The 14,244-nt window shown below is 40.3% G+C and carries 9 protein-coding genes; 7 read left to right on the top strand and 2 right to left on the bottom strand.

All coding sequences use genetic code 11. The annotated features are described in order from the left end of the window. Window positions 1-30 precede the first annotated feature (30 nt). On the bottom strand, window positions 31-636 hold the full coding sequence (locus tag ACT3S9_RS12435; protein WP_441992708.1) for a TIGR04211 family SH3 domain-containing protein: 606 nt from the start codon (window positions 634-636) through the stop codon (window positions 31-33). A gap of 218 nt (window positions 637-854) precedes the next feature. Here ACT3S9_RS12435 and ACT3S9_RS12430 point away from each other — a divergent pair, with 218 nt between their 5' ends. Further along, the gene (locus ACT3S9_RS12430; RefSeq protein ID WP_441992709.1) at window positions 855-2,375 is read left to right on the top strand and encodes a CYTH and CHAD domain-containing protein; all 1,521 of its coding nucleotides are present in this window, start codon (window positions 855-857) and stop codon (window positions 2,373-2,375) included. A 25-nt stretch (window positions 2,376-2,400) separates the two neighbouring features. Continuing rightward, window positions 2,401-3,045, top strand: coding sequence for an START domain-containing protein (locus ACT3S9_RS12425; RefSeq protein WP_441992710.1), 645 nt, complete (start codon window positions 2,401-2,403; stop codon window positions 3,043-3,045). Window positions 3,046-3,162: 117 nt separating this feature from the next. Here ACT3S9_RS12425 and metK read toward each other — a convergent pair whose 3' ends face one another. After that, window positions 3,163-4,314, bottom strand: a complete 1,152-nt coding sequence (gene metK / locus ACT3S9_RS12420; protein ID WP_441992711.1) for a methionine adenosyltransferase — start codon at window positions 4,312-4,314, stop codon at window positions 3,163-3,165. A gap of 299 nt (window positions 4,315-4,613) precedes the next feature. Between metK and tkt the strand changes: the two genes are divergently transcribed. The 5 genes from tkt (at window position 4,614) to ACT3S9_RS12395 (ending at window position 13,974) form a co-directional block, all read left to right on the top strand. Further along, entirely contained in the window at window positions 4,614-6,605 is a 1,992-nt protein-coding gene (gene tkt / locus ACT3S9_RS12415) for a transketolase (protein ID WP_441992712.1), read from the top strand. 370 nt (window positions 6,606-6,975) lie between these two features. After that, window positions 6,976-7,287 (top strand): pyrimidine/purine nucleoside phosphorylase, encoded by a 312-nt coding sequence (gene ppnP, locus ACT3S9_RS12410; protein ID WP_441992713.1) that lies wholly within the window; start codon window positions 6,976-6,978, stop codon window positions 7,285-7,287. 183 nt (window positions 7,288-7,470) lie between these two features. Further along, window positions 7,471-7,827: a ribosome hibernation-promoting factor, HPF/YfiA family gene (gene hpf, locus ACT3S9_RS12405; RefSeq protein WP_441992714.1), complete on the top strand. Its 357-nt coding sequence runs from the start codon at window positions 7,471-7,473 to the stop codon at window positions 7,825-7,827. A gap of 239 nt (window positions 7,828-8,066) precedes the next feature. Beyond that, window positions 8,067-9,239, top strand: a complete 1,173-nt coding sequence (locus ACT3S9_RS12400) for an NRAMP family divalent metal transporter (RefSeq protein WP_441992718.1) — start codon at window positions 8,067-8,069, stop codon at window positions 9,237-9,239. Between the two features lie 181 nt (window positions 9,240-9,420). After that, window positions 9,421-13,974 carry an RHS repeat-associated core domain-containing protein gene (locus ACT3S9_RS12395; RefSeq protein WP_441992715.1) on the top strand — a complete coding sequence of 1,518 codons (4,554 nt, stop codon included), beginning with the start codon at window positions 9,421-9,423 and terminating at the stop codon, window positions 13,972-13,974. Window positions 13,975-14,244: the final 270 nt, after the last annotated feature.

Below are 14,244 nucleotides of genomic sequence, written 5' to 3'. Positions count from 1 at the left end.
ATCCAAAAAGATGCTTTTTTATTACTTAGCTTATGCCCAACCGTCATAACGTTTACGACGTGATAAAACAATCGTTAAAATAATGCCTAAAAATAATCCGATAAAAGCAATTGCGCCGCCGTAAGTTAATAGTTGACGTTTTTCTTTAGAGCTTGCTGCTTGCTTTTGGTTACGTTCTGCTTCCATAGTCGTTTTTAATTTAGTTATTTGCTCTGCAAGCGCTTGGTTTTGAGCTGTTAGCTCTTGGTTTTGCTCTTGCAACTGTGGTAATTCTATTTCAGCTTGACGAAGCTGCTCTTGCATCAACGTCATATCATTATTGAGTGCTTGATATTGTTGATGTAAGCCAGCTGTTTTACTTATATATTTGCTTTCAACCCAGCCTTCACGCTCTTTATCATCTAACACCTTAAAATAGCCGTTATCTTCATCGGATAAAAGGGCGATTTGCGTACCTGCATCCACAGAACCCAAAATTCGATAGTTCTTTCCCGGACCGGAGTGCATAAATATATAGAGGTTATCTATAATGTAGGCGGTATTTTCATTTTCTGGCGCTGAGTTTGACGTTTCTTCAGCGTAGCTAATAAACGAAGTGGCTAGCAGTAGTAGCCCGAATAAACAGTGTTTTAACATCAATCTACCTTGTTAATGTAACCTTGTCCGTAGCGGTCATGATTTTTATTTCAATTATATATAGGGATAGTATGGATTTCACTAATTAATAGCAAGGCTGATATTGTAATCCATTGATTATGGACACAGCTTTACCTAACTAACTAAAAAATTTGCATTGTTAGTCTGCTTTGTTTATTTTGAGCACTTAATTATTTTAAAGGTAATCCGCGACTCTAATGGATACTGAGATAGAACTGAAATTTTTGGTGTCAGATGCTGTAGTTTCACTGATCCCCGCGTTAATCACTCAATTTGCTAAAACCGTTACTAATAAACCTTCGCGCAGTTTGCAAAACGCTTACTACGATACGCCAAGTCGTGAACTTCGCGCGCTGGATATTGGTTTTAGAACCCGCTGCGCTGATAGTCAATGTGAGCAAACCATTAAATTAGCAGGAGAAGTAGTCGGTGGGTTGCATCAACGCCCTGAGTTTAATCTACCCATCGCCAACGCTCGTCCAGATTTATTAGCATTCGATACCAGTATTTGGCCTCACGGCATGCAGGTAAATGCTATTGCTGAAAATCTTTATCCTATTTTTAGTACTAACTTTATACGCCGTACTTGGCTCGTTGAAACCGATAGCGGTGCTAAAATAGAGGTGGTACTTGATAAAGGAGAAGTAGCAGCATCGGGTGCAATGGAGCCAATTTGTGAGCTTGAAATAGAACTCATGCAGGGCAGCCGTAGTGAGTTATTTGCTCTTGCAGATAAGTTAGTTGGCACAGGGAAAATCCGCCTTGGGTTATACTCAAAAGCCGCGCGGGGCTACCGCCTTGCTGACAACAAGCCGCTGAAACCTTCTAAATCAATAGGCTTTGTTTCGCTAACGCAAAATGCCAGCCAAGAACAAGCGTTAATAGCTGCTATGAATTTTGGTATTCGCTTTGTACAGCAGCACGAGCAATGCTACTTTGATAAGCCGAGCTTAAAAACCCTCAAGCGTGTTACCGATGGTATTAGTTTAATTCGTCATACTTTTTGGCTTTATGATGACATTGTTAGTAAAGATAGCACTAATCAGCTACGGACTGAGCTAAAGTGGCTGTTAAGTGAGATTGCTTGGGTTGAAAATGCCATTCAACTAAAAACTTATACTTCAAAGCGCCACGCTTACTATAAAAAAATTAATAATGCTCCTGAGCTCACCCAAGTTATCACTGACTTAAAAGAGCTACAGCCAAACATTGAAGATATTAACGCTTTATTTCATAGCACTCGTTACAATCGTTTATTACTCTCACTAACGACTTGGTTAGTAGAGAAGCAGTGGCGTAAAGATTGGGGGCAGGTTGAATTGCAAGCTGCTGAAAAGCCTGTTAAAGATATTGCTAATCGATTGTTCGAGAAAGACTGGCAAGATATGCACCGCTTATTACCAGAACAACAATCGTTTTCTTATAAAGACTATTTAGGGCTTAAAGTGAGGCTTGAAAATAGTTTACTCAGCGGCAATTGTTTAGGCGCTTTGTTTGATAAAGAAGAGCGTAGTGAATTTAGAGTGCCATGGCTTGATATTTCTCATGGAATTTATGAGTTAAGTACGCTTGAGTATTTAAAGCAACTTTGCGCAGGACAAGATGATGAAGGCTTAATAAAAATTCAAAATTGGTTGGAGCAAAAGTCAGAGTTTTTAGTTAGCGCAATGGAAAAAAGCCGCCACGCCTCATTGGCAAAACCACCTTACTGGTTGTAATTGATAGTTACAAGGATGATTAAAAGTGCGCATTGTTTATTTGCTAATATTATTAATTGGTTTTAACTGCGCAGCAAAAGAGGCGCCGTGGCAGCATTGGAAGTCTCAAGATGGGGTTACGGTAAACTATAAAAAGCACGCAAACGGTATTTTTGAAGTGCAGGCTGATATGACTGTAAAAGCCGTAATGGCGAGTGATTTTATGGCCTTATTAAGTGATACCTCGAGCGCACCACAGTGGCTTGAAAATGTCACTCAGGTCGACGTTATTGCACGGCCCAGTCGTAATGAAGCCCTTGTTCATACCCAGTTCGATCCACCGTGGCCGGTAAGTAATCGCGACATGGTTAGTCACTCTTGCTACAAAGCCATAAGTGCCAAGCAAACTGAGCTTATTATTCAAGGCCGCCCTGATTATATCCCAAGGCTTGAAGGTTTTATTCGATTTGAGCAATTACGTGCAAGTTGGCTACTTACACAAATTAACGAACAGCTCAGCATTGAATATACCGCATTTGCAGATCCCGGAGGGTCATTGCCTTATTGGATAAGCAATAAAGTAGGTTTAAAAAGTGCGCTTAAAACGATGCAAGCTTTACGTGTTCAGCTCATTAATAAAGACTATACCAAGGCTGAGCAAGTGAGCGTGGTGGGTCAGTGTAGCGGGTGAGTTGGTTAAGCCGAGTTAGCTAAGTAAAGTTTTAGCATAACCTATTTTAATATCGGTCAGAAAAATACAAAAAAAGCGCCAAATGGCGCTTTTTTTGTATTTGCATAAAGGCTGGAATTAAAGGCCAGCTGCTGCACGAAGTGCGTCGGCTTTATCGGTGCGCTCCCAAGGGAATTCTTCACGACCAAAGTGACCATAAGCGGCTGTTGGTAGGTAAATTGGACGTTCAAGATCAAGCATTTGAATTAGGCCATATGGACGCAGGTCAAAGTGTTCACGAATAAGCTCGATTAAACGGCTTTCTTCTAACTTGCTGGTACCAAACGTTTCAACGCTGATTGAGGTAGGCTCTGCAACACCGATTGCGTAAGACACTTGTAGTTCACACTTATCAGCAAGGCCAGCAGCTACTACGTTTTTAGCAACGTAACGTGCAGCATATGCCGCTGAGCGGTCAACTTTTGATGGATCTTTACCAGAGAAAGCACCGCCACCGTGACGCGCCATGCCGCCGTAGGTATCAACAATGATTTTACGACCCGTTAAACCACAGTCACCCATAGGGCCGCCGATAACAAAACGACCTGTTGGGTTAATAAAGAACTTAGTTTCGCTGGTGATAAGCTCAGCTGGAAGTACTGGCTTGATGATAGTTTCCATCACTGCTTCTACTAAATCATTTTGTGAAATGTCTTCACTATGTTGAGTAGAAAGCACTACCGCATCAATACTTACTGGTTTGCCATTTTCGTATGCAAAAGTAACTTGTGATTTTGCATCTGGGCGTAACCAGTTGAGCTCTCCACTTTTACGTACTTGCGCTTGGCGCTGGACTAAGCGGTGTGAATAAGTCACTGGTGCAGGCATTAGCACTTCAGTTTCGTTACATGCGTAACCAAACATTAAGCCTTGGTCACCAGCGCCTTGCTCTTCGGGGCTTGTACGGTCAACACCTTGGTTGATGTCAGGAGACTGCTTACCAATAGTATTTAAAATTGCACACGAATCAGCATCAAAACCCATATCAGAATGAGTGTAACCAATTTCACGTATCGTTTTACGGGTGATTTCTTCAATATCAACCCAAGCACTCGTGGTGACTTCACCACCGACCATAACCATACCGGTTTTTACGTAAGTTTCGCACGCAACACGGGCATGAGAATCTTGCTCTAAAATGGCATCAAGTACCGCGTCAGAGATTTGATCTGCAATTTTATCCGGATGACCTTCAGAAACTGATTCAGAAGTAAATAAATGTTTTGCCATTGTATTTCTGCTCACAAATATTGCGCTTCACAAACGTCGGTAAGAGCGCTAAAAAATTAAGGGACGTATTTTATCTAAAACAAATATATTTGCATAGTATTTTTACGCCTAGACGTCTATTTAAATGCTAATTAACCTTACTAATAACTTTTTGTTCTTAAAAAATTTTCATAATGGCCAATTAAATAGGGTTTTTAATTGCACACAGCCCCCACAATAAGTAAGAATGGGTGTTCAATCCCAGTTGTTTGGGTAACATACAACAACCAGCGCAAACACAGTTAAAGGTAGGAGAATTCATGCCGTCTCGCAAAGAACTTGCAAACGCTATTCGCGTCTTATCAATGGACGCAGTTCAAAAGGCCAAATCTGGTCACCCTGGGGCCCCTATGGGCATGGCTGATATCGCAGAAGTATTATGGCGCGATTATCTAAACCACAATCCAACCAATCCAGAGTGGGTAGACAGAGATCGATTTATACTTTCAAACGGCCACGGTTCAATGCTTATCTATTCTCTACTGCATTTAAGTGGTTATGATTTACCAATTGACGAAATCAAAAACTTCCGTCAAATGCATTCTAAAACTCCGGGTCATCCAGAATATGGTTATGCGCCGGGTATTGAGACCACTACGGGGCCATTAGGTCAAGGGATCACAAACGCCGTCGGTATGGCCATTGCTGAAAAAGCACTTGCTGCACAGTTTAACCGTGAAGGCCACGATATTGTTGATCACCACACTTATACTTTTTTAGGTGATGGCTGTCTAATGGAAGGTATTTCTCACGAAGCGTGTTCACTTGCTGGCACTTTAGGGCTTGGCAAGTTAGTGGCATTTTGGGATGACAACGGTATTTCTATTGATGGTGAAGTTGAAGGTTGGTTTAACGACGACACACCAGCACGTTTTAAATCATATGGCTGGCATGTAATCAGTGGCGTCGATGGACACGATTCAGACGCTATTCGCGCAGCCATTGAAGAAGCGCGTAGCATCACCGACAAACCAACCTTAATTTGCTGTAAAACAGTGATTGGATATGGCTCACCAAATAAATCAGGTAGCCATGACAGCCATGGTGCGCCATTAGGTGAAGATGAAATTATAGCTTCTCGTGAATTTCTTGGTTGGACGGGGGAAGCATTTGATATTCCGGCTGATATTTATAATCAGTGGGACGCAAAAGAAAAAGGTCAGCAACTTGAAGCAAGTTGGGATGAAAAGTTTGCTGCCTACGCAAAAGCACACCCAGAGCTTGCTGCAGAATTTAAACGCCGTACAAGCTCAGAACTACCTGCTGATTGGAGCGAGAAATCTCAAGAATATATCGAGCAACTACAAGCAAACCCTGCAAACCCTGCGACACGTAAAGCCTCTCAAAATGCATTGAACGCATTTGGTCCATTATTACCAGAGTTTATGGGTGGCTCTGCTGATTTAGCTGGCTCAAACCTAACAATTTGGGATGGTTCAAAAGGCGTAACTGCTGATGACGCAAGCGGTAACTATATTTATTACGGTGTTCGCGAGTTTGGTATGTCGGCCATTATGAATGGTATTGCATTACATAAAGGGTTTATCCCTTATGGCGCTACATTCTTAATGTTTATGGAATATGCGCGCAACGCAGTACGTATGGCTTCATTAATGAAAGTGCCGAGTATTTTTGTTTATACGCACGATTCAATTGGTTTAGGTGAAGATGGTCCAACTCACCAACCTGTAGAGCAAATTGCTAGCATGCGCTTAACGCCTAACCTTGTTAACTGGCGTCCATGTGACCAAGTCGAGTCAGCCATTGCATGGCAACAAGCCATCGAGCGTCAAGATGGGCCAACATCTTTGATTTTCACTCGCCAAGGTCTTGAGCAACAAGAGCGTTCAGTACAGCAGTTAAGTGATGTGAAAAAAGGCGGTTATATCCTTAGTTGTGACGGCGAACCCGATCTTATTTTAATTGCGACAGGATCTGAGGTGCAGTTAGCGCAAGACTCTGCAATTGAACTACGTAAGCAAGGCAAAAAAGTACGTGTTGTATCAATGCCATCAACCGATGTATTTGATGCACAAGACGCTGCTTACAAAGAAAGTGTACTACCAGCAAGCGTTACACGCCGCGTAGCCGTAGAAGCCGGTATTGCTGACTACTGGTACAAATACGTTGGCCTAAATGGCGCAGTAGTGGGGATGACCACCTTTGGTGAGTCAGCTCCTGCTAACGAGCTGTTTGAACACTTTGGCTTCACCGTAGAAAACATCGTAAACAAAGCAAACGAATTGTTTTAATTTTTACGGCTTAAATTTAAAAGCCCGCACTGTTTTAAATGCAGTGCGGGCTTTTTTGTTGGGGAAATTATAAGAGTAAAGCTAGAGTGGCACGAGCCATACAACTTTAGCCTGATTAAGGTAAAAGGGATTTCACCACAGAGATCACAGAGGCGCTTCGCGCTTCATAGAGAAAGTCTAATGAATAATCTCTACCACTAAGTCTCCTTTGTGGTGAATAAAGCTCGCCCTTTAAACCCTAGTAGCTTTGACCTTTCACCTAGCTTCTATGTTTCAAGTGAGTATTTTTCACACCTTGTTACTTGCAAGCCTTAGGCGTATCAGGCACTGTAGACGTAATTAAATTTATAAACTATAAACAGGAGTGAGGATGTCTCAGTTTGATAATGTAAGTGTGATTAAAAAAGCCAACGTATATTTTGATGGTAAAGTATCAAGCCGTACCGTGGTTATGAGTGATGGCAGCACAAAAACATTAGGTTTTATGCAACCTGGTGAATTTGAATTTGCTACAAGCAAAAAAGAATTAATGGAATTAAATGGTGGTGAATGGCAAGTTTTATTACCAGGCGAGAGCGAATGGAAAACCATGTCTGAAGGCGAGTCATTTAATGTTGATGCTAACGTGAAATTTCAGGTGAAAGTGGCTGACTTTGCTGATTATTGCTGTTCGTACACTTAATATACAAAATTAAGTATGCTGTTGAAGAGCCCGCTACATGCGGGCTTTTGCATATTTAATGTGACTGAACTGATCTGAGTCAACTTTAGTAACAAATAAATGTCATATTTCTGCTTTTTCTCCTTGTGTTAATTCAAATAACCCCCAATACTAATTATGAGGTAACACAAAAAAGGATACCCTATGAAAATTAATCTTTCTGGTCACCATGTTGACGTTACTGACTCTATTAGAGAGCACATCAACGAAAAATTTTCAAAAATTGAAAGTCATTTTCCATCTCTTATTGCACTTGATATTATTCTTTCCAAGGAGCATCACAAGTTCCAAGCAGAAATTAGCACCATTTATGAAGGCGCGCGCTTGTCAGTAAAAGGTGAGAACGAAGTTCTTTACCCTGCGATTGCAAGTGCAGCCAAAAAACTCGATGCGGCACTAAAACATCGAAAAGGACAAGTTAAAGCAAATCTACACGAAAAACCAGTGAGTACGACCCCTGAGATTGCTCACGAAAAAGTTCAGGAAATGGACTTACGTTAATCATTTTGGTTTTTAATATGGAGCTGGTTTTTAGGTAACTAAAATCCAGCTTTTTTTATTCTAAGTTTCTCACAACATTAAACTTATTCACTTTCATTAACTCTCAATTTCCTCACTTTCAATTTAAATTAAAAGACTGTAAGTTGTTTAGTAATTATAAATAAGCAGTTAAGAAATTTATGTCAACAGCAACTACTAAGTGGCAAGGGCGCTTAAATGCGTTAGGTCCCGGTATATTAATGGCAACCGCCGCAATTGGTGGTTCTCACCTGGTTGCATCTACACAAGCGGGGGCGCTGTTTGGTTGGCAGCTACTGTGGCTGATCATTGCTGTGAATGTGCTTAAGTACCCATTCTTTCGATTTGGAATCGAATATACATTAGCGACAAAGAATAGTTTAGTCGAAGGGTATCAAAGCAAAGGTAAGTGGTTTTTTTATAGCTTTATAGTACTGAACATTGTCGCTGCTATTGTTAATACAGCGGGAGTTATATTACTTACTGCAAGCCTATTGCACTACGCTTTACCCGTAAATATCTCTATTACATTATTGTGCTGGTTAATTTTATTTGTGTGCTTGTGCATATTGTTATTAGGCCATTTCAAAGCCCTTGATAACGCGGCTAAAGTTATTATGGTTATATTAACTTTCACTACTGTCATTGCATTAGGTATTGCTTTTAACAATGGCCCGGTTAGTAGTACTGACACCGTTGGCCCATCACCCTTTGCACTTGCCATGGTTGGTTTTATGGTTGCTTTAATGGGCTGGATGCCCGCACCTATTGAAATATCAGCATTAAGCTCGCTTTGGCTTAAAGAAAAGCAAAACCAACAAACAGTAACAAGAGCGCAGGGTTTATTTGATTTTAATATCGGCTACTGGTTAACCGCAGCATTAGCATTAGTATTCTTCTCCTTGGGCGTATTAGTGCAATTCGGCCAAAGTAGTGAGATTGCGCTTGGTGGCGTGGCATTTGCCAAGCAGCTTATTGATATGTATGCGTTGACTATAGGCGAGTGGGCACGGCCATTAGTATCAGTTATCGCTTTCTTATGTATGTTTGGTACTACCCTAACTGTGCTTGATGGTTACGCTCGCACCTTAAATGAATCTCACAAACTACTCGGTTTTAAGCAATCTAAACACAGCTTAAATATTTGGCTCGTGCTACAAGCTTTTGCTGGCATGGCAGTGATTTTATTTTTTAAATCAGCCCTCGGCCCCATGCTTACCTTTGCCATGACACTTGCGTTTGTTACCACGCCTATTTTTGCATGGCTAAATTTTAGCCTAGTGCGCTCAGAGCCCAGTATTCAGCATTCTAAATTGGTGCGAACATTGAGTTGGGTTGGCTTGGTTTATTTGGTTGGTTTTGCATTGGTGTTTTTGGGATGGAAGGTAATTTAAGTTATAGGTATTTAAAATTAATGTACTCAGTATGTTTTTATTATCGGTATTTTTGTGTATGCTAAAAAGTAACTAGTTTTAGTTAGCCCTTACAATTTGAATGGATAGGGTCTTTAATCTGGACTGAATATTTAATCGCTGTTCTTATTTAGCTAAATTACATAACTTAAATGGAATTAATATGTATAGTTCAAGTAAACGAGCACTTAAGCTAACTTTTGTGTTGGTAAGTTTTTTGTTTTCAGCACTTTTGTATGCCACTCCACCAGCTAATACGCAACAAGCTTTATTCCACTGTAAGGCGATAGATTTTGACCCCACCACTGCATCGCCAGAGTTTGAACACTGGTACCCAATAAAAGGTATTACCAATGCTGGTAGTGTATGGATCAGAGGTCAGCTAACAAGTTTTGATGCGGCGATGCAATACCATAATCTTTTATTAGACCAATCACTGCACAAAGAGATATTAAGTGGTCCAAACTATAATGATGTATTACAACGATGTACTGAATACGTTGAAAGTCATAGTTCTTTTATAGAAGAGCAAGGTACTTGTGATATTACACTAGATGGAAAAACCACTAATGGAACTGTCAATACTATTGCAGGGGAGTTTCGAGATCCACCAGACGGCAGACCTGCAACATTTCAAGAACGAATTAATGGGGCCAATGGCTATATATTCCAATATGGTTTTACATATCAAAAAATATATTGGCAAAGAGCCGCATGTACCCAGCCTGGTTATGGAACGGGGGCTCCTGTATATATTTACCCTCTGCCATTTATTATTACTTATGACGCAAATGAAGAAAAAGATTGTGATGATGGTTGCCCACAAGATAATGGCGTAGATGCTTTTTCAGGGCAGATAAATAACTCAATACCTGCATTACCACAAAAAGAATCAACGAGTTACAGTTCTGGTGTGTTCCATACTTTACAAGACTATTTTCCGCTTGATTTTACTTATTCAACCAATACAACTACCGAAACTGAAAATATAACTGATGTAAGTGGCCAATGGGTTAACCAACTTGATATACGAATGAATACAGGATTTGTATCGCCATACAAAGATGAAAATTGGCAAGCAGTAAATTTTCTTAAAGAAGTAAGTAACATACAGATTTGGCGAAAAGGAAAGCTATCATCGTCATTTGATTACTACGATTACGACATAAATAACCCACAATGGGTTAGCCGCGTTGGTAAATATCAAGAAAAGTTAACTGGCGGGCAACAACTCAATTCTGAAAATTCTGATTTTATTTTAAGTAAAGCCAACTTAGACAAAGAATACTTTAGTAAAGGGCAACTCACTAAAATAAAAAAAGCGGATGGTACGGTCGTAAAAATAAATCACTTATCCAAGGTTTCCTCTACTTTTAGTGTTTCTAAGGGGCCTGTGCCCAGCGTTCAAGGTAGTATTACTACCATATACGATGATACAGGTTACTTTTACGATGTTACTCTGGGTAGCGCATTGTTTAGGCATCGTTTTGATAATAATAAACGGCTACTGTATATAGAAAAACCTAAAAATAAAAAGGGTATCCACCCAAGAATTAATTACCATTATGATGATGAACGTAATTCAAGTTTATTAACCTCTGTAACCAATGAATTAGGCAAAACAACATTAACGTATCAATACGATGATAAAGGCCGTGTAGTCGAAACTTCAGACGGCAGTGATTATGGTGTTACGAGTGTTAACTATAAAAATGATAACCAAAGAGAAGTCACAGGCAAAACCGGTAAAGTTGAGCTGTTTGACTTTGTGATGGGAAAAATAGCAAAAGTAGAATGCTTAACTTGCTTAAATGAATCGGTTAAAACTCAAATTATTGATTTTGATAAACAGTATGTTGATGTAAATGGTACGGTCACGTTACAAGAAAAGGATTATGGTACAGGGCTTTTATCATCAGTCACAGTGGATGCTGAGGGTCTCGAGCCTGACATAACAGAGTATTCTTGGAAGTATAAAAAACCTTTGCTAAGTGAAATTAATAATAATGGTATTTATACGCGTTTTAATTATGATGAAAATGACTGGCTAACAGAAACGTCAATTGGGAGTCGTCAAACAGCGCAATACTCATATAATGAGTACGGCAATATTACTAAAGTCGATGGCCCAAGAGTCGATGTTAGCGATATTACCCTGCTAACCTATAACAACCAAGGTTTAGTGACTGAAATAAAAAATGCATTATATCAACCGCAGTTAGTTGTCTCAGCGTATGATGATATGGGCCGTATTACACAGTATAAAGAGTTAGATAACCACAGCGTGAGTATGAGCTATACAAACACTGGGCAAGTGTCCTTATGGGATAATGGTATAACCCAACTTAACTACGACTACTACTTAAATGGCCAATTAAAATCTGTGACAGACAATCAGGGTATCACCTCAAGTTATACCTATGATGACAATCAAAATTTAAACACGATAGAAGTTAATGCGACGGATAAAATTAAGTATCAGCGAGATAGCGCTGGGCGTGTGATTGCCACCCAACTTATCAATGAAAATAATACCGTTGTTTACAATCAAAGCAATCGTTACGATGTAGACGGAAATATTGCCTCGGTGTCTGACTTTGGTGTTGAAAACACATTTACCTACGATGCCAAAGGCAACGCCCTCACTAATTTAGATGCGAACCAGCAAGCAATCAATTATCAGTATGATGGCTTAAACCGGTTGACTCAAACACAAGACCAAAATGGCTATACCACACTGTACGATTACACTATAACAGGCAAGTTAGCTGCGGTGACAGACGCAACAGGCAAGGTAACACAGTACACCTACAATGATATTGACGAGCTAATTACACGTACCAGCCCTGATTCAGGTATAACACATTACGAATACGATGAGGCCGGTAACCTGATAAGCTCTACCGATGCGCGTAATATCACAGTAAACATTGAATACGATGCGCTTAACCGCCCTATTGCTATTCGATATCCAACTCCTCAGGAGCAAGTGTTATTTACGTATGACGAAGCAACCGGCAGTAATAATGGCACAGGTCATCTAACGTCGGTTACTGAGCACAGCGGTACTACTGGCTTTAAATACAATCAATTTGCTCAATTAACCGAAACAAGCTGGTCTAATAATCAAGTTCAATTTGCGTTAGGGTTTGATTATGGAGATAGTGACCGATTACAACGTTTGCATTACCCAAGTGGTAATAGTGTTAGCTACAGTTACGATACGCTGGGGAATATTCAATCAGTTGAGTTAACTACAACAAAAGGGGTAACGCAAATAGCGTCGGGCATCCAGTATTTACCATTTGGACCGATGACGTTAGCCGAATTAGGGAATGGGCTTACATTACAAAAAACGTTCGATACAGCGTACCGTGTGACCAGCCAGCAAGTAACAGGGGTGAATCATATAAATTATATTTATGACTTGGTTGGCAATATTTCAGATATTACGGACCAAGAGCAACCGCAATTGAGTCGTCATTACACATACACTCATGTCGGGCAGCTTGCCCTAGACAGCTGGGCCGCGCGTGAATTTGAATACGACGGCATAGGAAATCGTTTAACGCATACACAAGGCGACACACCCAATGTAAATTATGTTTATGCTGATACAGAGCACAGATTATTAGCCGTGAACACTCAAAGCCCGTTATTATTTACCTATGATGCACGAGGAAATGCCATTAGCCGTGGTGAAATGACGCTGAACTATAATGACGCAAACCGATTAGAGTCGGTCACCAACAATGGGTCAACCACGCACTATCAGTACAACTATAAGGGGTTAAGGGTTCAAAAAACAGTTGCAGGAAATAACCGCTATTATTTTTATGATGAAAATGGTTTATTAATCAGTGAGGCTAATAGCAGTGGGCAAATAACCAAAGAATACATTTATCTACAGGGTGAGCCATTGGCAATGGTAAAAGCAGGCGCTATTTATTATTTTCATAACTCGCACTTAGGCGCCCCACAACGGCTCACCGATGAATATAAACAAACAGTATGGCAAGCCCAGTATAATGCCTTTGGTACAACGCAGGTAAATACTCAACAAGCAATCGCTGAGCAAATAACGAATAATATTCGTTTTCCGGGGCAGTACTTCGATGCAGAAACAGGGCTCTATTACAACTGGCACAGATACTACGACCCAGAGATTGGTCGGTACTTACAATCAGATCCGATAGGATTAGCGGGTGGTATCAATACCTATGGGTATGTTGGTGGTAATCCGATGATGTATATAGATCCTTATGGGCTATTTTCAATGGATCCTGTTTGGGATGCTGTTTATCAAGGTACAGGGGGGTGGACGCCAGACCCATCCACAGTTAACTTTATTGCTGGGTTTGGGGATTCAATTTCGTTCAATTTAACTAAACAGTTTAGGCAGTCACAAGGTATCTGTAATGTAGATTATGATTCTAGTTCTTATAGTTACGGTAATACAAGTGGAACTATACTTGGACTGGCCAATGCTGGGCGTACGGGCTTTCAAGTTTATAAAGGTTTAAGTAACGCAAGAAAGTGGAGAGCTAATAGTAGAACAGCCAGAAAGACTCGAGCTAGGAAAATCGCAGCAGCTGGATCTTATAGGCCTAGTGCAGCTGATGCAACGTTAACCTTGATTGGAGGTTCTGGTGTGGATTCATTTGCATCGCTAGGGTCAGAGAATAATGAGGCAGGAAGATGTAGTTGTGAAAATTAAAATTAAACCCAGCTTGATTCTCTGGACATTTATTTGCATTTTTTTAGTTGTGTGGCTTAGTTTAGATCTTTGGTTAGGTATATCTCGGGGAGAAATACAAGATCTAAGAACAGGAAACAGTTTGTTCCTAAATAATAGGCCCGTTTGGTTTACTATTGTATTTTTTTTAAAATCTTTGGCTATAACAGCGTGCCTCTATTTTTTATATGGTGTAAGTAAGATCGTTAGAGTGAAATTAACCCGGTAGTTTATGTGATTGTTATGGTAATT

It is taken from the genome of Pseudoalteromonas sp. AOP31-A2-14, from assembly GCF_052378035.1.
Lineage (GTDB): Bacteria > Pseudomonadota > Gammaproteobacteria > Enterobacterales > Alteromonadaceae > Pseudoalteromonas.
The sequence above is the reverse complement of the archived record's forward strand: the minus strand, read 5'-3'. Positions and strand labels throughout refer to the sequence as shown.

Bases quoted from the DNA above. Each gene is read 5' to 3' on its own strand.
- ACT3S9_RS12400 (WP_441992718.1), top strand. From the start codon at position 8,067: ATGGCAACCGCCGCAATTGGTGGTTCTCACCTGGTTGCATCTACACAA.
- ACT3S9_RS12395 (WP_441992715.1), top strand. From the start codon at position 9,421: ATGTATAGTTCAAGTAAACGAGCACTTAAGCTAACTTTTGTGTTGGTA.
- tkt (WP_441992712.1), top strand. From the start codon at position 4,614: ATGCCGTCTCGCAAAGAACTTGCAAACGCTATTCGCGTCTTATCAATG.
- ACT3S9_RS12435 (WP_441992708.1), bottom strand. From the start codon at position 636: ATGTTAAAACACTGTTTATTCGGGCTACTACTGCTAGCCACTTCGTTT.
- metK (WP_441992711.1), bottom strand. From the start codon at position 4,314: ATGGCAAAACATTTATTTACTTCTGAATCAGTTTCTGAAGGTCATCCG.
- ppnP (WP_441992713.1), top strand. From the start codon at position 6,976: ATGTCTCAGTTTGATAATGTAAGTGTGATTAAAAAAGCCAACGTATAT.
- ACT3S9_RS12430 (WP_441992709.1), top strand. From the start codon at position 855: ATGGATACTGAGATAGAACTGAAATTTTTGGTGTCAGATGCTGTAGTT.
- hpf (WP_441992714.1), top strand. From the start codon at position 7,471: ATGAAAATTAATCTTTCTGGTCACCATGTTGACGTTACTGACTCTATT.